Genomic DNA, 19,172 nt, shown 5'->3' on the forward strand with positions numbered 1-19,172 from the left:
GATCTGTGCGCGTCCTGCGCGGACTCTCCGAGAAGTTGTTCAAGCACTCCGTTCACTCGTCCGATGGACAAGCAGAGAGTCACCGGACCTTGAACGGAGAGTCAGCTGTGTCTACCCCGATGGCGAGCACCCCCCGCGGCGTCACCCGCGTCCTGATCCTCGCCGACGCCCCGGTCCTGCGCCGTGGGCTGGTCGGCATGATCAACGAGACCGCCGGCATGCAGGCGGTGGGCACGCCGGGGGAGCCGCGTCGCGCGCTGACCCTGGCCGAGTCCGCTCGCCCGGATGCGGTGGTGGTGGAGCTGGGCACCGGCCGGGCGGCCACGCTGAACGCGGTGCGGGACCTGCGTCGCCGGTTCCCGCAGCTGGCCGTCGTGGCGCTGGCCACCTCGGAGGGCCCGGGCGTGGTCAACGAGGCGCTGGCCGCCGGCGTGCGCAGCTACCTGCTGATGAACACCTCACCCACCCTGTTGGGCTGGGCGGTGCTGGCCGCGCGGGCCGGGCGGACCGTGGTGGACCCGCAGATCCGTCGCGGGGAGGGCTCGGCGGAGCCGGTGTCGCGGGAGCTCACCCCGGAGGTGCCGCTGACCCGCCGGGAGTCCGACGTGCTCGACGAGCTGCTCCAGGGCCAGTCCAACCGGGCGATCGGCAAGAACCTGTTCATCTCCGAGGACACCGTGAAGTCCCACGTCAAGGCGATCCTGCGCAAGCTGGGCGCCCGCGACCGGGCACACGCGGTCTCCCTGGTGCTCTCGGCACGCAACCCCGGCTGCTCCTGCGGCGCCCACGCCCTCACGTCTGCCGACGCCTGACCCGGCAGCCACGATCACGGTCCGCGCGCCCACGGGGGCCCGGGCCGGATGGACCGCCGGAGCGGGTTCCGCTCCGGCACGCCGGTCGGATCGGCGTCCGCGCCGCTGACCAGCCGCCCCGAGCCGGTCCCTGTTCCCCCAGGGATCGGCTCGTGGTGCGTTCCGGGGGGCGATCGGGCGGCGGACTCGCCGGGTGCTCTCACGGGTGCGGGACGGCGACGTAGGGTCGGCAGGCGATGGCCGTTCGACCTGGTGCTGCAGACCCCGCCGACGACCTCTGGGCGATGGAGCGGTCGCTCCGCCGCCGGGGGTTCGCCGCCATCGCCGGGGCGGACGAGGCCGGGCGGGGCGCCTGCGCCGGCCCGCTCGTGGCCGCCGCGTGCGTGCTCCCCGCCGGACGCCGCGGGCGGGTGCCCGGTCTGGCCGACTCCAAGTTGCTCACCGCCGCCACCCGGGACGAGGTCTACGCCGAGGTCGTCGACCGGGCGGTCTGCTGGTCGGTGGTCGCGATCCCGGTCGGCGAGCTCGACGCGCGCGGCATGCACGTGACCAACATCGAGGCGCTGCGTCGCGCCGTCCGGGTGCTCGACCCGTGCCCCGACTACGTGCTCAGCGACGGCTTCCCGGTCAGCGGCCTGTCCCAGCCCTCGCTCGCGGTGTGGAAGGGCGACCGGGTGGCGGCCTGTGTGGCGGCCGCCTCGGTGCTGGCCAAGGTCAGCCGGGACCGGACGATGCTGGAGCTGGACGCGCGCTTCCCGCAGTACGGGTTCGCCGAGCACAAGGGGTACATCACCGACGCGCACAGCGCCGCCCTCGACGAGCACGGGCCGTGCCCGGATCACCGGATGCGCTTCGTCAACGTCGCGCGAGCCCGGGCCGCACACGCCGCGCGGACGCCACCCCTGCCGGGAGCAGCGGCCATGCACGATGATGGACCGGTGCCGCCCGGAGCCCCGGCTGCGGCACTGACGTCCCCGGCACCGATGGAGCACGCGCGATGAGCACCGAGGACCTCGAGAAGTACGAGACCGAGATGGAGCTGCAGCTCTATCGCGAGTACAAGGACATCGTCCGGCAGTTCTCCTACGTCGTGGAGACCGAGCGGCGCTTCTACCTGGCCAACAGCGTCGACCTCCAGGTCCGTGACGCCGGGGGAGAGGTGTTCTTCGAGCTGACCCTCTCCGACGCCTGGGTGTGGGACATGTACCGCCCGGCCCGGTTCGTGAAGAACGTCCGGGTGGTGACGTTCAAGGACGTCAACGTGGAGGAGCTGGACAAGCCCGACCTGGAGCTGCCGGACAACCCGCGCCTGCCCTGATCCCGATCGCCGGTCACCCTGGCCGGTGCTGAGGCGGGTCCGCCGGTCGCCGTCCACAGTGCGGCCGTCCGTCCACAACCCGGCCGGGGCACTGGCCCCGCCGGCCTCCCGACGGCGACGGTCGACGGGTGCCGAATCCGCAGAAGTCCCCGCCCGGCCACCGCGCCGCCCTCGGTGCCTACGGCGAACGGGTCGCCGTCCGGGCGCTGACCGACGCCGGCCTCCAGGTCCTCGACCGCAACTGGCGCTGCCGCGACGGTGAGCTCGACGTCGTCGCCCGGGACGGTGAGGCGCTGGTCTTCTGCGAGGTGAAGACGCGCACCGGCACCGGGTTCGGGCACCCGGCCGAGGCGGTGACCGCGAGCAAGCGCCGCCGGCTGCGGTCCCTGGCCCGTGCCTGGCTGGCGGCGCACGACCAGCACGCCCCGGACCTGCGCTTCGACGTCGTCGGGGTGCACGTGCCGTCGTCCGGGCCGGCCCGGGTGACGCACCTGCGGAACGCGTTCTGATGGCGCTCGCGCAGACCTGGTCGGTGGGGTTGGCCGGCGTCCAGGGGGCGATGGTCGAGGTGGAGGTCGACCTGGCGCCTGGGGTGCCGACCGTGGCGCTGGTCGGGCTGCCCGACGCCGTCGTGCGCCAGTCGGTGGACCGGGTGCGGGCCGCGCTGCTCAACAGCGGGCACGAGTTCCCGCTGCGCCGGGTGACCATCGGGCTGTCGCCGGCGGCCATGCCCAAGCAGGGCAGTGGGTTCGACCTGGCCCTGGCCGTCGCCGTGCTCGCCGGCGCCCGGGTGGTGCCCGCGGCCGCCGTCCGGGAGCTGGTGTTGCTCGGGGAGCTCGGGCTCGACGGGTCGCTGCGGGCCGTCCGTGGGGTGCTGCCGGCCGTGCTGGCTGCTGCGCGCGCCGGCCACCGCGAGGTGGTGGTGCCCGAGGAGAACGCCGAGGAGGCCGGGCTCGTCGAGGGCATCGCCGTGCTGGCGGCCGGGAGCCTCCGTCAGGTGGTGGCCCACCTCGCCGGGAAGGCCGTGCTCTCCCCGCACGTCCGGGCCGCGGCCGCCCCGGCGCCACCGGGGCCCGACCTGGCCGACGTGGTGGGGCAGGCCGCGGGACGCCGGGCGGTCGAGGTGGCCGCCGCCGGTGGCCACCACCTGTTCCTGAGCGGGCCGCCGGGTGCCGGCAAGACCATGCTCGCCGAACGGCTGCCCGGGCTCCTGCCACCGCTGGACGAACAGGCCGCCCTGGAGGTGACCGCCATCGCCTCCATCGCCGGCACCCTCCCGCCCGGTGCACCGCTGGTGACCCGGCCGACGTTCGAGGCGCCGCACCACTCGGCGACGATGGCCGCCCTGGTCGGCGGCGGCTCGGGCCAGATCCGCCCCGGAGCGCTGTGCCGTGCCCATCGAGGGGTGCTGTTCCTGGACGAGGCGCCGGAGTTCCCCCGAGCCGTGCTGGACACGCTGCGCCAGCCGCTCGAACGCGGAGCCGTCACGATCCACCGGGCCAACGGGTCGGCGACCTTCCCGTGCCGGGCGCAGCTCGTGCTGGCCGCCAACCCCTGCCCCTGCGCCAGTGCGGCCGGTGACACGGCCTGCACCTGCAGCGCCCTGGAACGCAGGCGCTACCAGTCGCGGCTGTCCGGGCCGCTGCTGGACCGGATCGACCTACGGGTCACCCTGCCGGCGGTGACCCGGGCCGCCTGGCTGGACGGTCTGGGCACCCCGGAGTCGACTGCGGTCGTCGCGGCCCGGGTGCGGGCCGCACGTGCGGTGGCGTCCGAACGGCTGGCCGGCAGCGGCCTGGCGCTCAACAGCCAGGTGCCGGGGCGGCTGCTCCGGGAGCGCTGGCCGGTCCCCCGCGCGGCCCTCGCACTGGCGGAGCGGGCCCTGGAGCGCGGGTCGCTGTCGGTGCGCGGCTTCGACCGGGTGGTGCGCGTCGCGTGGACGTTGGCCGATCTCGAGGGCCTGGTCCTGCCCGGCGCGGACCAGGTGGACGAGGCGCTGGGCATGCGCCTGCAGCGGGCCGCGGCATGAGCGAGGGTGTCGACCCGGAGGTCCGGCGGGCGCGCGCGTGGTTGTCCCGTGCGCTGGAGCCGGGGTCGGTCGCGGTGTGGCGGTTCGTGGAGGGCGCCGGCCCGGTGGCGGCTGCCGCTGCGCTGCGGGCGGGCACTGCCCCGGCCGAGGTGCAGGCCGTGGCCGGTGCCCGGGCGGGAGAGGACGCCGGCGTCGAGGACCTGCGGCGGGTGGAACGGTGTGGGGGCCGGCTGGTGACGCCCGAGGACCCGGAGTGGCCGGCGCTGCCGCTGCACTCCCTGGCCCTCGCCACCGAGGACGGGCGCGGGGCGGTGGACGGTCGGCGGCCCGACCGCACGCTCACGCTGGTGCCGCCGCTGGCGTTGTGGGTGCGCGGGGCGGCGTCGCTGACCGGGTTGGTCGACCGGTCCGTCGCGCTGGTGGGGTCGCGGGCCTCCACGGCCTACGGCGAGCACGTGGCCGGTGAGCTGGCGCACGGGCTGGGGGAACGGGGCTGGACGACCGTCTCGGGGGGCGCCTTCGGGATCGACGCCGCAGCGCACCGGGGTGCGCTGACCGCCGGGGCGCCGACCGTCGCCGTCCTGGCGTGCGGGGTCGACCGCGTCTACCCCGGAGCGCACTCGGCGTTGTTCGCCCGGGTGCTCGACGAGGGGCTGCTGGTCAGCGAGTGGCCGCCCGGGTGCGCACCGCTGCGGCACCGCTTCCTGGTGCGCAACCGACTGATAGCGGCACTGACGCGGGGCACGGTGGTGGTCGAGGCGGCTGCCCGCTCCGGCGCGCAGGCCACCGCCAACCGGGCGCGCGAGCTCGGCAAGGCGGTGATGGCCGTCCCCGGCCCAGTGACCAGCGCCATGTCGGTGGGGTGTCACCAGCTGCTCCGGGACCAGGGGCACGCCGTGGGGCTGGTGACGTCGGCGGCCGAGGTGCTGGAGGCGGTCGGCAGGCTGGGGGAGGACCTCGCGCCGCCGGTGGAGCGGGTGACCGTGCCTGGTGACTCGCTGTCCGACGTCGCCCGGCGGGTGCTGGACGCCTGCCCGGTCCGGATCGGTGTGCCGCCGGAGCGGCTGGCCGCGGTCGCCGGGTGCTCGGTGGTCGACGTGCTGCGGGTGCTGCCGGCCCTCGAGCTCGCCGACCTCGTCGAGTGGACCGGCACCGGCTGGCGGGTCCGTCGGCCGCCCAGGGAGCGCGAGCCGGCTCGGTGACCTCTGTCGGGTGGACGACCGCGCTGCCCGGTCTGCGGCGCGCCCGGTTGACCGGCCCGCCTCGCCGACGGACGCTGCGCCCATGGCCACCGGGACCGCAGAGCTGCGCGCCGCGCTCCCGCCTGCGCTCGCCGAGTCGCTGGCGGGCTGGGAGGAGCACCTGCGGCTCGAGCGGGACCTGTCCGAGCACACCGTCCGGGCCTACGTCGGAGACGTCGTCTCGCTGTTGGACCACCTGGTCCGGCGCAGCGGCCGGACGGCCGCCGACCTCGACCTCGCCACCCTGCGCAGCTGGCTGGCCCAGGGACGGACGCGGGGGGACAGCCGGTCCACCACCGCCCGGCGGGCCGCGTCGTCACGCTCGTTCACCGCCCACCTGCGCCGCAGCGGTCAGGTGGCCGAGGACGTCGGGCTGCGGCTGGCCAGCCCACGCGCGCACCGCACGCTGCCCGGGGTGCTCGGCGCCGACCAGGCCCGTGCGGTGCTCGAGGAGGCGGGGCGCCCGCCGGCCGAGGAGGAGACCCCGGCCGACACGGCGCTGCGGCTCCGCAACGTGCTGGTCGTCGAGCTGCTCTACGCCAGCGGGGTCCGGGTCGGCGAGCTCGTCGGGCTGGACGTCGACGACGTCGACCGCGGGCGCCGGCTGCTGCGGGTCCTGGGCAAGGGCCGCAAGGAGCGCAGCGTGCCGTTCGGCGCACCGGCGGCCGACGCCCTGGAGGCGTGGCTGGGTCGGGGCCGTCCGGTGCTCGCGACGGGGAGCAGCGGACCGGCGCTCCTCCTCGGCGTGCGCGGCGGCCGGCTGGACCCGCGGGAGGCCCGCCGGGTCGTGCACGCGGCGGTCGCTGCTGCGCCAGGGACCCCGGACGTCGGCCCGCACGGGCTGCGGCACTCCGCCGCCACCCACGTCCTGGAGGGCGGCGCCGACCTGCGCAGCGTTCAGGAACTGCTGGGTCACGCTAGCCTCGCGACGACGCAGGTCTACACGCACGTGACCGTCGAGCGGCTCCGGGCGGTCCACGCTCGCGCTCATCCGCGGGCATGAGGACGGCGTCGGTGCACAGGACAGCAGAGTTCGAGCGGGGGAGTGCAGGTGTCTGAGGCGACGGTCCGGCAGGTCGGTGCGAGTGGGGACCCCGACGCCCACGTGATCGAGCTCTGGTCGCGCTACGTCGAGAACCGGGACACCGGGCTGCGCGACCGGCTGATCCTGCACTACGCGCCGCTGGTCAAGTACGTCGCCGGCCGGGTGGGCAGCGGCCTGCCGGCGCACGTGGAGCAGGCGGACCTGGTGTCCTACGGGACGTTCGGGCTGATCGACGCGATCACCCGATTCGAGCCCGAACGGGAGATCAAGTTCGAGAGCTACGCGATGGCCCGCATCCGCGGCGCGATCATCGACGAGCTCCGGTCCACCGACTGGATCCCGCGCTCGGTGCGGATGAAGGCCCGGCAGTACGAGCGGACGGTCGCGGCTCTGGAGTCGAAGCTCCAGCGCAGCCCGACCGACGAAGAGGTCGCCGACGAGATGGACATGGACGTCGAGGAGATCCGCAAGTTCCTCGGCCAGCTGTCCCTGGTCAACGTGGTGGCCCTCGACGAGCTGCTCGTGGACGACGACGGCTCCGCTCCCCGCCTGGGGGACACGCTCAAGGACACCAGCGCGCTGGACCCGCAGGCGATGGCCGAGCACGGCGAGGCGCGGCAGCTGCTGGCCCGCGCCGTCGAGCAGCTCCCCGAGCGGGAGAAGGTCGTCGTCAGCCTCTACTACTTCGAGGGGCTGACCCTGGCCGACATCGGCCGGGTCCTCGGGGTGACCGAGAGCCGGATCTGCCAGCTGCACACCAAGGCCGTCCTGCACCTGCGCACCAAGCTCGCCGACATCGCCTGACCCGGGCGACCGTCGGCCGCTGCTGACGTCCGCCCCGACCGGCATGACGGCAGCCCTGGGCGTCGTCGTCGTGTCGCCCCGACCTCCTCGAGCAGGTGTTGATCGAGGGCCTGGGATCCCGGTCGGGGCAGAGGACAGCCGGGCTCAGCTGCCGGCCGACTCGTCACCCGGCAAGGGCCCCAGCAGCGGCTGGGCCTCCGGCGGGTTCCGGTGGCCCTCCTGCCAGGGCAGCCGGCCGGTCGAGTCCGGCCAGACGAGCTGGAGCACCTCGATCGAGCCGTAGAACTGCTCGGCGACCGCGAGCCGTGCGGTGTCCTCGACCGCCAGGAAGACCACCGGTGAGTCGGCGTCGGTCAGCCCGGTCGTGACCGCGCCGGGGCCGAAGCGGGCACCGCCGCGCACCGCCTCACCCACGAGGTTGAGGTACTTCTCCCCGGCCGGGAACGGCAGCCCCACGACGATCACCTCGGGGTGCCCGAGCGCGGTCAGCCCCACGGTGTGCGACCACCGCGGGTCACCCGCGCCGCCTCCGCCGCCGTGCAGCACCGCCCAGCCGAACCGGTCGACCACCTGCCGCAGGCCCTCCAGCACCTGGCCGGGGTCCTGGTCGGGGGCCTGCTGCTCGGTGGCCTGCTCTACCGGGGCCTTCTTCCGTCGCCAACGCACGCCCGGACGGTAGCGCCGTCACCGCCGTCCGGTGGGCTCAGTGCCACGGGAGCAGTCGCACCCGCGGCGGACGGAGCAGTGACAGCGGGTCGAGGTACGACTCTCCGCGGCGCAGGCCCCAGTGCAGGCAGGCGTCCACCGGGCAGCCGGCATGCCCGGCCGCCAGCACACCCAGCGGGGAGCCCCGGGCCACGGACTGACCGGCGGCCACCCCCGCGGTCACCGGCTCGTACGTCGTCCGCAGCCCGCCGGCGTGGTCGACGCTGACCACCGGCCGGCCGGCGACCATCCCGGCGAAGGCGACCACCCCGTCGCCGGCGGAGAGCACCTGTCCGTCCACCGCGGCCGTCAGGTCCACCCCGCGGTGCCCGGCCGCGTACGGCGTCGCCGGGGCGTCGAAGGGCCGACCGACCGTCGGTGCGCCCGGCAGGGGCCAGCCCCAGAGCCCGGCGGCTGGTGCCGGTGCGGGGGCGTACGCGTCCGGCGCGGCGGTGGGGGCGGCCGATGCCGCCGGCAGGCCGGTCAGCAGGACGGCGACGACCAGTGCGGCCAGAGGAGTGCGGCGTGGGGACACTCGCCAGAGGCTGCCGCCGGACGCCGCCGAGAGGAGGCGCCGGCGCGAGGTCGTGGACGCCCGAGGGCCCTGGGGACGACCCAGTCGGAGCGCAGTCGCCCAGGGCGTATGCTCGTCGATGCGGTCCGCCACCGGCGGATCGACTTCGCGTGTCCTCTTCCCGCTGCTGCAGCGGGGCAGTCGTCACCTCGGTCCCGCCTCTCCGGCGGGTTTCGGTGGCGCAGCCGGACACCAGGGCGGCGCACCTCCCGGTGCGTCCGCGACAACCGAGCAGCGCGGCGTCGGCCCACGGCCGCCCGCGCACGAGAAGGAAGGCGGCGCCACGTGGCAGTCGTCAGCATGAAGAACCTGCTCGACAGCGGGGTCCACTTCGGGCACCAGACCCGTCGCTGGAACCCGAAGATGAAGCGGTTCATCTTCACCGAGCGCAACGGCATCTACATCATCGACATCCAGCAGACGCTGGGTTACATCGACCAGGCCTACGAGTTCGTGAAGCAGACCGTCGCCCACGGCGGCTCGATCATGTTCATCGGGACCAAGCGCCAGGCGCAGGAGGTCATCGCCGAGCAGGCGACCCGCGTCGGCATGCCCTACGTGAACCAGCGGTGGCTGGGCGGCATGCTCACCAACTTCCAGACCGTCTACAAGCGGCTGGAGCGCCTCAAGGAGCTCGAGGACCTCGAGCAGACCGGCGCGCTGGTCAGCCTCTCCAAGAAGGAGCAGCTGGTCCTCTCCCGCGAGAAGGCCAAGCTCGAGCGCTCCCTCGGCGGCATCCGCGACATGAAGAAGGTGCCCAGCGCCGTCTGGATCGTGGACACCAAGAAGGAGCACATCGCCGTCGGCGAGGCTCGCAAGCTGAACATCCCGGTCGTCGCGATCCTCGACACCAACTGCGACCCCGACGAGGTCGACTACAAGATCCCGGGCAACGACGACGCCATCCGCAGCACCGCGCTGCTGACCCGCGTGATCGCCGACGCGGTCGCCGAGGGCCTGATGGCCCGCTCGGCCGCGCAGGCCAACGCCGGTCGCGGCGAGGACGGCGCCGAGGCCCCGGCCGCCGCCGAGCCGCTGGCCGACTGGGAGCGCGAGCTGCTCACCGGTGGTGCCGCTGACGCCGCCGCGCCGGCCGACCCCGCCGTCCCGGCTGTAGCCGAGGCCGCCCCGGCCGACGCCGCCCCGGCTGCGGCCACCGAGCTGCCCGAGACCCCGGCTGCGCCGCCGGCCGTCACGGCCGACGAGGTCGCCCCGGTCGAGGGCGTCCCCGCGACCGGTGACCAGTCCACGGGCACGCAGGGCGCGCAGAACGGCTGACCGGTCGGCGCCGCTCCTCCCCGCCTCGTGCGGGGGAGGGCGGCGCCGCCGTCTGCCCGGCCCCAGGCCGGCACCTCACCTCGCGGGGTCCGCGCCCCGCACCACCACCGATCAGAGGAAGTGACATGCCTGCTTTCACCGCAGCCGACGTGAAGCGTCTCCGTGACGCCACCGGCGCCGGCATGATGGACTCCAAGAAGGCCCTGACCGAGGCCGATGGCGACTACGACAAGGCCATCGAGTTCCTGCGCGTCAAGGGCGCCAAGGACGTGGGCAAGCGCCTGGAGCGCTCGACCACCAACGGCGTGGTCGTCAGCCGCGACGGGGCACTGCTCGAGCTCGACTGCGAGACCGACTTCGTCGCCAAGAACGCCGACTTCGTCAAGCTCGCCGAGCGCCTGCTCGACGTCGTCCTGGCCGAGAAGCCGGCCGACGTCGACGCGCTGATGGTGACCCAGCTCGACGGCCAGTCGGTCGCCCAGCTCATCGAGTCCGAGTCGGCCCGCATCGGCGAGAAGCTGGTGCTCTCCCGGTTCGCCGTCTTCGAGGGCACCACGGCGGTCTACCTGCACAAGCGGGCCACCGACCTGCCCCCGGCCATCGGCGTCGCCGTGCAGTACTCCGGTGGCGACGAGGACGCGGCACGTTCGCTGGCGATGCACATCGCCGCCGCGCGCCCGCGCTACCTGACCCGCGAGGAGGTCCCCGCCGACGCCGTGGAGACCGAGCGCCGGGTCGCCGAGCAGACCGCGAAGGAGGAGGGCAAGCCCGAGCAGGCGATCACCAAGATCGTCGAGGGGCGGGTCAACGCCTACTTCAAGGACTTCGTCCTGCTCGAGCAGCCCTCGATCACCGAGCCCAAGCGGACCGTCAAGCAGGTCATCGCCGACGCCGGCCTGACCGTCGACCGGTTCGCCCGCTTCGAGGTCGGCCAGGCCTGAGCCGTACCTCCGAGGCCTGAGACCACTCAGCCCACGGAGACCCACCGGCCCCGTTCCCACCAGGACGGGGCCGGTGGCCTGTCCGGACCCGCCGGGACGCCCGCGCACGCCCGCCGGATGCGGCAGGATCGATCCATCCGACACCGAACCGAGGAACGCCCGTGACCGCTCTGAAGTCCGCGCCCACCGCCTTCGCCCCGCTGGACGGGTCCGGCTACAGCCGGGTCCTGCTCAAGCTCTCCGGTGAGGCCTTCGGTGGCGGCAAGGTCGGGGTCGACCCGGTGATCATCCGCACCATCGCCGAGCAGCTGGCCGCCGTGGTCGGGTCCGGCACCCAGGTGGCGGTCGTCGTCGGTGGCGGCAACTTCTTCCGCGGTGCGGAGCTCTCCCAGGCCGGCATGGACCGCGGTCACGCCGACTACATGGGCATGCTCGGCACGGTGATGAACTGCCTGGCCCTGCAGGACTTCTGCGAGAAGGCCGGGCTCGAGACCCGGGTGCAGACGGCCATCACCATGGGCCAGGTCGCCGAGCCCTACATCCCGCGCAAGGCGATGCGGCACATGGAGAAGGGGCGGCTGGTCATCTTCGGAGCCGGCGCTGGGATGCCGTACTTCTCGACCGACACGGTTGCCGCGCAGCGGGCCCTGGAGATCGAGTGCCAGGTGCTGCTGATGGCCAAGAACGGCGTCGACGGCGTCTACGACGACGACCCGCGCACCAACGCCGCGGCCACGATGTACTCGGACCTGGACTACGGCACGGTGCTGGCCAAGCAGCTCAAGGTCGCCGATGCCACGGCCATCAGCCTCTGCATGGACAACCAGATGCCGATCGTCGTGTTCAACCTGTTGCGCGACGGCAACATCGCCCGCGCAGTGGCAGGTGAGAGGATCGGCACGTTGATCAGCGCCCAGCCCTGACCGGGCCGGACGTCGATCGGGGCGGCGCACGCCGGGCACCGCCCCACCCGCAGACCGCACAGACCCCGGCAGCTGCCGCAGGAGGAGAAGACCCGTGATCGACGACACCCTGCTCGACGCCGAGGAGCGGATGGACAAGGCCCTGTCGGTCGCTCGCGAGGACCTCGGTTCCGTTCGCACCGGCCGCGCCGCGCCGTCCATGTTCAACAAGATCTTCGTCGACTACTACGGCGCGATGACCCCGGTCCCGCAGATGGCCTCGATCACCGTGCCCGAGGCGCGGATGGCGGTCATCAAGCCCTACGACGCCACCCAGCTGCAGGCGATCGAGAAGTCGATCCGCAACTCCGACCTGGGCGTGAACCCCACCAACGACGGGTCACTGATCCGGGTCGTCTTCCCCCAGCTGACCGAGGAGCGCCGCCGCGACCTGGTGAAGATGGCCCGGTCGAAGGGCGAGGACGCCAAGGTCTCGATCCGCAACGTGCGTCGCCGCGCCAAGGAGGAGCTGGACCGGATCAACAAGGACGGCGAGGCCGGCGAGGACGACGTGCGTCGCGCGGAGAAGGAGCTCGACGACCTCACCGCGGCGCACGTCGCCAGCATCGACGAGGCGATGAAGAACAAGGAGACCGAGCTCCTGGACGTCTGAGTCGACCTCCCGACGCTGCCGTGACCCGCGACCCGCACCGCCCCGAGCCCCTCGGCTCGGGCCGTCCGCCTGCCCGCACCCGGGCCGGGATCGCCGACGGGCCGGGCGGCACGGAGGAGCACCCCGCACCACGGCGGGATCCCGACACCGGGCCGCTGGTCCGGATCGACCAGCCGCCGGTCCCGCCGCGACCTGCGGTCGGCCCGTCCCGGGGTCGCCCCCGGCCGGTCGCGGGGCCGGAGACCAGTGAGCTCCGCCGGGACGACGAGCGCACCGACGCCGTACCCCCGGCGCCGGGCGGGCCGGCGGTCGAGGCGCGGGACCATGGACCCGGCCACGAGGAGGCGCCCGCCGACGCCCCGCTCACCGCGGTACCCGATGCCCTGGGGGCCGAGGTCACCGGAGAGCCCCCGCAGGACACCCCGAGTGGCGCACCGCGGGCCGTCGGGCGGGCCGGGCGGGACATGGCCGCCGCGGTCGGGGTCGGGCTGGGGCTGGGAGCGGTGGTCTTCGCGACCCTGCTGCTCTGGCGGCCCTCCTTCCTCGCCGTCGTCACCGCCGCCGTCCTGATCAGTGTCTTCGAGCTCAGCGGGGCGCTGGAGAAGGGCGGTCACCGGCCAGCGCGCACCCCCGTGCTGGTGGGGGCGATCGCGATGGCGGCCCTGGCCTGGACGCGCGGCCCCTCGGGTCTGGTCATCGCCTTCCTGCTCACCGTCTTCGCCGTGCTGCTCTGGCGGCTGGGCGACGGCCCGGTCGGCTACCTGCGCGATGCCTCGGCCGCGGTCTTCGTCGCCCTCTACGTACCGCTGCTGGCCGGGTTCGCCGTCCTGCTCCTGGCGCCGGACGACGGTGCGGCCCGGGTGCTGACGTTCATCGGCACGGTGGTCTGCAGTGACGTGGGCGGCTTCGCGGCAGGCGTGCTGTTCGGGAAGCACCCCCTGGCCCGCACGGTCAGTCCGAAGAAGTCCTGGGAGGGGCTGGCCGGGTCGGTCGCGGCCTGCGTGCTCATCGGCACGCTGCTGATCACGCTGGTCTTCGACGGACCGTGGTGGGGAGGCGTGCTCTTCGGGGTCGCCATCGCGGTCACCGCCACCCTGGGCGACCTGGGGGAGTCCCTGATCAAGCGGGACCTGGGGATCAAGGACATGGGTGACCTGCTGCCCGGCCACGGCGGTCTGATGGACCGGATGGACTCCCTGCTCCCGTCGGCCGCGGTCGCGTGGCTGATCCTGTCGATGATCGCGCCGGTCTGAGCCCGCGGCGGTGACGGACGGGACGACGGGCCGGGCGATGGACGGCCGGCCGACAGACGGCGAGCTCAGGGACGACGGGCCCACGGACGACGAGGTGCCCGGGCCGACCGAGTGGGGTGGGTCGGTCGGCGTCGGCCCGTGGGTGGGTCCCTGGCCGACCGATCCGCGGTACGACCGCGAGCTGCTCGCCGAGGGCGATCGGCGAAACGTGGTGGACCGCTACCGGTACTGGCGGCTGGAGGCGGTGGTCGCCGACCTGGACCGACGACGGCACCCGTTCCACGTGGCCATCGAGAACTTCGAGCACGACCTGAACATCGGCACGGTCGTGCGCACCGCCAACGCCTTCCTGGCGGCGGAGGTGCACGTGATCGGCCGGCGCCGGTGGAACCGGCGGGGCGCCATGGTCACCGACCGCTACCAGCACCTGCGCCACCACCCGGAGGTGACCGGGCTGCTGGAGTTCGCGGCGGCCGAGGACCTGACGGTGGTGGCGGTGGACAACGGCCCCGGCGCCGTTCCGCTGGAGACCGTCTCGTTGCCGCGCCGCTGCGTCCTGCTGTTCGGGCAGGAGGGTCCCGGGCTCACCCCAGCGGCCCGGGACGGCGCCGCGCTCACGGTGTCGATCGCGCAGTTCGGCTCGACGCGGTCGCTGAACGCCGGGGTCGCGGCAGGGATCGCGATGCACGCCTGGGTCCGGGAGCACGCCGACCTCAGCCCGGCGCGCGAGGGCGGCTGACCGGCGAGGCCCAGCGGATTGTGACCGGGCGATCACGCCGCGCCTACCGGATGGGTGGGCTCCTCTCCGGCAGCATGGCCGTTCGGGTCTGGTGTCCGGGCTCGGCCGCGAACGGTGGCCGAGACGGCGACCGGCCGGGGAGGAGTGGCCGTGGCGTCGGGCCCACCGCGAGGTGACGAGTCGTTGCAGGAGCAGGCGTCTGCGGCGCCCGTGCCGGCGGCCGACGAGGACGAGCCGGTCGCGGCGGTCCCCGGACGTGGCGCCTCCACGGCCAGCGACGCGGCGCCCGAGCGGCCGGAGGCCGAGGTGCCGGAGGCCGAGGCTCCGGAGGCTGGAGCCCCCGGGGTCGAGGTGTCGGAGGCCGAGGTGCCCGAGCTGGACCGACCGGCGGTCGACGAGTCGGCGGACCGCGTGCCGGCCGAGCACGGACAGATCGAGCAGTCGGCGTCCGACGCTGCTCCGTGGGACGAGGCCTGGCTGCCGCAGTGGGTCGATGCCGCACCCGTGGCAGCGCCTGCGCGGCCGGCTGTGAACGCCTTCCCCGAGGCGGCCATGGCGCCCGAGCCCCCGCCGCGGCCCGATCTGCAGCACCTGGTCCCGGGGGCGTCCGCCGAGCTGGTCGCTGCCCTGGCCGAGCTGGAGGAGGCCGAGCGCACCGCCGAGCGGGAGCGCCAGGCCCAGCTCGCCGCCTGGGCTGCCGACATCCAGGCTGCGGAGGCGCTGCCCGCGCCCACCGATGCCGACGCACGCGGCACCGGGCCCGGTGGCACCCTCCCCGCCGTCCGCACGCCGCCGGCTGCTGCTGGTCGGCGGCGGTACCGCGTGCTCCTCCCCGCGGCGGTGCTCGTGGTCGCCGGTGTCGTGGCCGGCTTCACCCTGCCCGGCGGCTCGGACGGCGCGGGCCCCTCGGTCGCCGCAGTACAGCGGGACGCCGACGAGCGGCCTGCGCCGACCACGGCGAACCGGTCGCCCGCGCTTCGCGTGAACGGGCTGCCGGCCCTGGGCGCCGGCGCCGCGGACACCCCGCTCGCCACCACCCCGGCTGGGTCGCCGAGCGCGGCTGCGACACCCGGCGCTCGCGCCGCGTCCGTCCCGGTGGCCACCTCGTCGGCGCGGGGCCGCACGTTCCGGGTGGTGGCGGCGCCGCGGGCCGGCGTGCAGTCGCGCGAGCCCGCGGGCTCCGCCGTGCAGCCCGTGCCCCCGCTGGCGGGCCCTCCGGCGCTGCCCGTCCCGATCACCCCCGCTCCGACCGACCCCGCCCCGACCGACTCCGCCCCGACCGGCCCGGCCCCCATCGGCCCGGACCCGATCGGCCCGGCCCCCGTCGACCCGGTCGGGGACCCGACGGCGCCGGACGGCGACTGCCCGGCGACCGTGCCCGAGGACGGCCAGACCCCGGACGAGGGCACCGGCCCTGACGCCCCCGTCACGGCCCCGGCGTGCGCGCCGGTGGACCCAGATCCGCAGGCACCCGAGCCCGACGGCACCGACCCCGACGGCACCGACCCCGGCGGCACCGACCCCGGCGGCGACGCAGAGGTCCCCGACGGCTCGGGGGACGGACCGTCCGGCGATGGCGAGGTGGTCCCGCCGATCGTCGCCCCCGAGCAGACCCCCGCCCCCAGCCCGACGGCGACCCCGACCGTGGCATCGCCGCCGACGTCCACGCCGACGCCCACGCCGTCCGGCGCACCCGACCCGTCGGCGACGCCGGCCGAGGCTCTCGGCCGGAGCTGACGGGGCACGGCGCCTCCCCGGCGTCATCCCGGGGAGGCATGTCACCCCCGCTGAGCCACCCCCAGCGGCCCGGTGGTGGGAGCATGGACACCGTCATGACTGTCTTGCCCCTGGTCTTCGAGGCCCCCCGCCGTACCAAGCCGCCTCGGCACCTCGCCGACCTGACCCGGGCGGAGGCCCGCGCAGCCGTCGTCGAGCTGGGTCAGCCGGCGTTCCGTGCCGACCAGCTGGCCCGGCACTTCTACGCCGGGGTGACCGATCCGGAGCAGATGACCGACCTGCCGGCCGCGTCGCGCGCGGAGCTGACCGAGGCGCTGCTGCCGGGGCTGCTGACCCCGGTCCGGCACCAGTCCGCCGACGGCGGCCGCACCCGCAAGACGCTGTGGCGCCTGCACGACGGGGCCCTGGTGGAGAGCGTGCTCATGCGCTACCCCGAGCGCGCCACCGTCTGCATCTCCAGCCAGGCCGGCTGCGGCATGGCCTGCCCGTTCTGCGCGACCGGCCAGAGCGGCCTGACCCGCAACCTCTCCGCGGCCGAGATCATCGGCCAGGCGGTCGCGGCGGCCGCGGCGATGGCCAACGGCGAGATCCCCGGCGGGCCCGGCCGACTCTCCAACGTCGTCTTCATGGGCATGGGGGAGCCACTGGCCAACTACGCCCGGGTGCGCAAGACGCTCGACGCACTGCTGACCCCGGCACCGCACGGGCTGGGCCTGGCCCAGCGCTCGGTGACCGTCTCGACGGTCGGCGTGGTCCCGGCGATCCGCAAGCTCACCGAGGAGGGGCTCAACGTCACCCTGGCGGTCAGCCTGCACGCCCCCGACGACGAGCTGCGCGACGAACTGGTGCCGATCAACACCCGCTGGAAGGTCGACGAGGTGCTGGGCGCCGCCGACGACTTCGCCCGCCGCACCGGTCGCCGGTACTCGATCGAGTACGCGCTGATCCGGGACATCAACGACCAGCCGTTCCGGGCCGACCTGCTCGGGAAGCTGCTGGCGAAGCGACTGGCGCACGTGAACCTCATCCCGCTCAACCCGACGCCGGGCAGCAAGTGGGACGCCAGCCCGCTGCCGGCGCAGCGCGAGTTCGTCGCCCGGCTGCGCGCCGCCGGCGTCCCGACCACGGTCCGCGACACCCGCGGTTCGGACATCGACGGCGCCTGCGGTCAGCTGGCCGCCGCGGACCAGGTCGACGGGGTGCCGAGCGTCGCCGTCCCGGTCCCCACCGTCGAGGACGCCGTCCCGCTGGGAGCCGAGTCGGACCAAGACTGACCGTGTCCCCCGACGCGGAGGCGCACGAGCACAGTCATGCCGACGTCTCCGGCGGCTGGCTGCGGGCGGCCGTCTTCGGCGCGATGGACGGTCTGGTGACCAACACGGCCCTCGTGGCCGGGGTCGGCGCCGGCGGTGCCGCGGCGCAGACGGTCGTGCTCTCCGGCGTCGCCAGCCTCGTCGCCGGGGCCATCTCGATGGCGCTGGGCGAGTACACGTCGGTGACCACCCAGAACGAGCAGCTCGAGCTGGAGGTCGCCAAGGAGCGCGGGGAACTGGAACGCAACCCCGAGGGGGAGCGGCACGAGCTGGTCGCCCTGCTGCGCGCCGGCGGGGTGGACGACGACCTCGCCGAGCGGGTGTCGGTGCAGCTGTCCCGGGACCCGGAGACGGCGCTGCGGCTGCACGTCGTCGCGGAGATGGGGCTGAGTCCGGAGGACACCCCGTCGCCGAAGGTGGCTGCCGTCTCCTCGTTCGTGACCTTCTCGGTCGGCGCCGCCGTGCCGCTGCTGCCCTACCTGTTCGGGCTGGACCTGCTGTGGGTGGCGCTGGTGTGCGGCGGGGTGGGCCTGGCGGTCGCCGGTGCGCTGTCCTCGCGCTTCACCCCGCGGCCGTGGTGGTGGTCCGCGCTGCGCCAGCTGCTGTTCGGGGCGCTGGCCGCCGGCACGACCTACCTGATCGGCAGTGCGATCGGCGTGGCCGTCAGCTAGACGACGTCCCAGGGCACCCAGATCCCGTGCGATGTCCCCTCCCAGCCACCGCCCAGGCCCGGCGCACCACCCGTGAACGCAACGGACGCCGGCCAGGGGGTGCCTGGCCGGCGTCCGTGGTGGTGCTGAGGATCATGCTCAGGCCTGCGTCGCTCCCGCGGTGCGGCGGCGGCTGAGGACCAGGGCGCCGGCGCCGGCGCCGACGAGCACGGTGCCCGCGACCAGCGGCAGGGCCACGCTGGCGCCGGTGTAGGCCAGCGCCTTGCCGTCGGCGGTCAGGGTGATGGTCTCCTCGAAGTGGCTGCCGTCGGAGCCGTCGTAGGCGAGGGTGTGGGTGCCGAGCGCGGTGCCCGCGGGGAGCGTGAAGGTGGCCGTGACGACGCCGTTGGCGTCGGCGTCCCAGGTGCCCAGGACGACGGGGGTCGAGTGCATGACCAGGGTGACCTTCTCGAAGGCCTTGAAGCCCTTGAGGGTCTTGGTGATCTTCTGGCCCGGGGCGGCGACGTTGCTGGTGGCGCTGCTGGCGGTGGCGGCGATGCCCGGGGTGTTCGGCTTCGCTCCCGGCACGAAGGCGGCCGGGGCGGGGGCGGGGGCGGGCTTGCCGTCGGCGGTGACCGTGATGGTCACGTTCGGGTACTGGAAGTCGGTCGTGTACTGGTCGCAGTACAGCCGGTACGAGTAGGTGCCCACCTCAGCGGGTGCGTCCAGCTCGAGGGTCCAGGTGCCGTCGGCGTTGACCGGGCCGGCGTCGCCCCAGCCGGGCTCGTCGCTGTCGGGCGTGATGACGGCCATGGGCTCCGCGTCGGTGTCGGAGGCCTGGGTGCAGCCGGCGCCGGAGATGGTGAAGGTGGCACCGGGGGCGAGCGTGCTCGACGGCGCGACGGACGGCGCGGCAGGCGCGGCGAGCGCGGCGGGGGCGAGGAGGAGGCCCGCGGAGGCCGTTCCGAGGGTCAGACCGGTCACGACGGCGACGCGGGTGCGGGACAGGCGGCTCATCGGGGTTCCTCCGTGTGTGTGTCGGCCCGGGTTGTGCGGGTCCGTTGCGGCACTGTCTAGCCGGACCGACCACCCTGGCTGGCAGTTTTCTGTGCGACACGCGGACGAGTCGGTCAGATCTGCACATCCACCACCGGGACT

The 19,172-nt window shown here is 74.6% G+C and carries 20 protein-coding genes; 17 read left to right on the top strand and 3 right to left on the bottom strand.

The window, feature by feature from the left end; translation table 11 throughout:
• The first annotated feature begins 119 nt into the window (after positions 1-119).
• The 8 genes from IN07_RS26790 to whiG all read left to right on the top strand — a co-directional run bounded on the left by IN07_RS26790 (position 120) and on the right by whiG (position 7,249).
• Positions 120-812: a response regulator transcription factor gene (locus IN07_RS26790; protein WP_036339820.1), complete on the top strand. Its 693-nt coding sequence runs from the start codon at positions 120-122 to the stop codon at positions 810-812.
• Positions 813-1,048: 236 nt separating this feature from the next.
• Positions 1,049-1,813 (top strand): ribonuclease HII, encoded by a 765-nt coding sequence (locus IN07_RS20535; protein ID WP_052091572.1) that lies wholly within the window; start codon positions 1,049-1,051, stop codon positions 1,811-1,813.
• Entirely contained in the window at positions 1,810-2,130 is a 321-nt protein-coding gene (locus IN07_RS20540) for a DUF2469 domain-containing protein (RefSeq protein WP_036339823.1), read from the top strand. The genes IN07_RS20535 and IN07_RS20540 overlap by 4 nt, the downstream gene beginning before the upstream one ends.
• Before the next feature lie 128 nt (positions 2,131-2,258).
• The gene (locus IN07_RS20545; protein ID WP_036339826.1) at positions 2,259-2,639 is read left to right on the top strand and encodes a YraN family protein; all 381 of its coding nucleotides are present in this window, start codon (positions 2,259-2,261) and stop codon (positions 2,637-2,639) included.
• Entirely contained in the window at positions 2,639-4,159 is a 1,521-nt protein-coding gene (locus IN07_RS20550; protein ID WP_036339829.1) for a YifB family Mg chelatase-like AAA ATPase, read from the top strand. The genes IN07_RS20545 and IN07_RS20550 overlap by 1 nt, the downstream gene beginning before the upstream one ends.
• Positions 4,156-5,361 carry a DNA-processing protein DprA gene (dprA, locus tag IN07_RS20555; RefSeq protein WP_036339832.1) on the top strand — a complete coding sequence of 402 codons (1,206 nt, stop codon included), beginning with the start codon at positions 4,156-4,158 and terminating at the stop codon, positions 5,359-5,361. The genes IN07_RS20550 and dprA overlap by 4 nt, the downstream gene beginning before the upstream one ends.
• 82 nt (positions 5,362-5,443) lie before the next feature.
• Positions 5,444-6,403, top strand: a complete 960-nt coding sequence (locus tag IN07_RS20560; protein WP_036339835.1) for a tyrosine recombinase XerC — start codon at positions 5,444-5,446, stop codon at positions 6,401-6,403.
• A 48-nt stretch (positions 6,404-6,451) separates the two neighbouring features.
• Positions 6,452-7,249 carry an RNA polymerase sigma factor WhiG gene (whiG, locus tag IN07_RS20565; RefSeq protein ID WP_036339894.1) on the top strand — a complete coding sequence of 266 codons (798 nt, stop codon included), beginning with the start codon at positions 6,452-6,454 and terminating at the stop codon, positions 7,247-7,249.
• A 144-nt stretch (positions 7,250-7,393) separates the two neighbouring features.
• On the opposite strand, the gene IN07_RS20570 is transcribed toward whiG, so the two are convergent.
• Positions 7,394-7,915 (bottom strand): DUF4262 domain-containing protein, encoded by a 522-nt coding sequence (locus tag IN07_RS20570; RefSeq protein ID WP_052091574.1) that lies wholly within the window; start codon positions 7,913-7,915, stop codon positions 7,394-7,396.
• Between the two features lie 37 nt (positions 7,916-7,952).
• A complete protein-coding gene (locus tag IN07_RS20575) occupies positions 7,953-8,489 on the bottom strand; it encodes a murein hydrolase activator EnvC family protein (protein ID WP_036339838.1) in 537 nt (178 codons plus the stop codon).
• A 324-nt stretch (positions 8,490-8,813) separates the two neighbouring features.
• Here IN07_RS20575 and rpsB point away from each other — a divergent pair, with 324 nt between their 5' ends.
• From rpsB to IN07_RS20620, 9 genes are all read left to right on the top strand, one after another.
• On the top strand, positions 8,814-9,806 hold the full coding sequence (gene rpsB / locus IN07_RS20580) for a 30S ribosomal protein S2 (protein ID WP_036339840.1): 993 nt from the start codon (positions 8,814-8,816) through the stop codon (positions 9,804-9,806).
• A gap of 125 nt (positions 9,807-9,931) precedes the next feature.
• The gene (gene tsf / locus IN07_RS20585; RefSeq protein WP_036339841.1) at positions 9,932-10,747 is read left to right on the top strand and encodes a translation elongation factor Ts; all 816 of its coding nucleotides are present in this window, start codon (positions 9,932-9,934) and stop codon (positions 10,745-10,747) included.
• A 161-nt stretch (positions 10,748-10,908) separates the two neighbouring features.
• Positions 10,909-11,670: a UMP kinase gene (pyrH, locus tag IN07_RS20590; RefSeq protein ID WP_063124227.1), complete on the top strand. Its 762-nt coding sequence runs from the start codon at positions 10,909-10,911 to the stop codon at positions 11,668-11,670.
• Between the two features lie 94 nt (positions 11,671-11,764).
• Positions 11,765-12,322 (top strand): ribosome recycling factor, encoded by a 558-nt coding sequence (gene frr / locus IN07_RS20595; RefSeq protein ID WP_036339843.1) that lies wholly within the window; start codon positions 11,765-11,767, stop codon positions 12,320-12,322.
• 20 nt (positions 12,323-12,342) lie between these two features.
• Positions 12,343-13,575, top strand: coding sequence for a phosphatidate cytidylyltransferase (locus IN07_RS24345; protein ID WP_036339846.1), 1,233 nt, complete (start codon positions 12,343-12,345; stop codon positions 13,573-13,575).
• Positions 13,576-13,669: 94 nt separating this feature from the next.
• Complete coding sequence (locus IN07_RS20605; RefSeq protein WP_036339901.1) at positions 13,670-14,314, top strand: TrmH family RNA methyltransferase; 645 nt, start codon at positions 13,670-13,672, stop codon at positions 14,312-14,314.
• A gap of 150 nt (positions 14,315-14,464) precedes the next feature.
• On the top strand, positions 14,465-16,051 hold the full coding sequence (locus tag IN07_RS20610; RefSeq protein WP_156119315.1) for a hypothetical protein: 1,587 nt from the start codon (positions 14,465-14,467) through the stop codon (positions 16,049-16,051).
• Positions 16,052-16,146: 95 nt separating this feature from the next.
• A complete protein-coding gene (rlmN, locus tag IN07_RS20615; RefSeq protein WP_036339904.1) occupies positions 16,147-17,325 on the top strand; it encodes a 23S rRNA (adenine(2503)-C(2))-methyltransferase RlmN in 1,179 nt (392 codons plus the stop codon).
• 2 nt (positions 17,326-17,327) lie between these two features.
• Entirely contained in the window at positions 17,328-18,035 is a 708-nt protein-coding gene (locus tag IN07_RS20620) for a VIT1/CCC1 transporter family protein (RefSeq protein WP_231558499.1), read from the top strand.
• Positions 18,036-18,173: 138 nt separating this feature from the next.
• Here IN07_RS20620 and IN07_RS20625 read toward each other — a convergent pair whose 3' ends face one another.
• Positions 18,174-19,031: a hypothetical protein gene (locus IN07_RS20625; protein ID WP_036339852.1), complete on the bottom strand. Its 858-nt coding sequence runs from the start codon at positions 19,029-19,031 to the stop codon at positions 18,174-18,176.
• Positions 19,032-19,172 lie beyond the last annotated feature (141 nt).

The organism is Modestobacter caceresii, from assembly GCF_000761485.1.
GTDB classification, from domain to species: domain Bacteria; phylum Actinomycetota; class Actinomycetes; order Mycobacteriales; family Geodermatophilaceae; genus Modestobacter; species Modestobacter caceresii.

Coding starts and splice junctions, on each gene's coding strand:
- IN07_RS26790 (WP_036339820.1), top strand. CDS start 120: ATGGCGAGCACCCCCCGCGGCGTCACCCGCGTCCTGATCCTCGCCGAC.
- IN07_RS20535 (WP_052091572.1), top strand. CDS start 1,049: ATGGCCGTTCGACCTGGTGCTGCAGACCCCGCCGACGACCTCTGGGCG.
- IN07_RS20540 (WP_036339823.1), top strand. CDS start 1,810: ATGAGCACCGAGGACCTCGAGAAGTACGAGACCGAGATGGAGCTGCAG.
- IN07_RS20550 (WP_036339829.1), top strand. CDS start 2,639: ATGGCGCTCGCGCAGACCTGGTCGGTGGGGTTGGCCGGCGTCCAGGGG.
- dprA (WP_036339832.1), top strand. CDS start 4,156: ATGAGCGAGGGTGTCGACCCGGAGGTCCGGCGGGCGCGCGCGTGGTTG.
- IN07_RS20560 (WP_036339835.1), top strand. CDS start 5,444: ATGGCCACCGGGACCGCAGAGCTGCGCGCCGCGCTCCCGCCTGCGCTC.
- tsf (WP_036339841.1), top strand. CDS start 9,932: ATGCCTGCTTTCACCGCAGCCGACGTGAAGCGTCTCCGTGACGCCACC.
- rlmN (WP_036339904.1), top strand. CDS start 16,147: ATGACTGTCTTGCCCCTGGTCTTCGAGGCCCCCCGCCGTACCAAGCCG.
- IN07_RS20625 (WP_036339852.1), bottom strand. CDS start 19,031: ATGAGCCGCCTGTCCCGCACCCGCGTCGCCGTCGTGACCGGTCTGACC.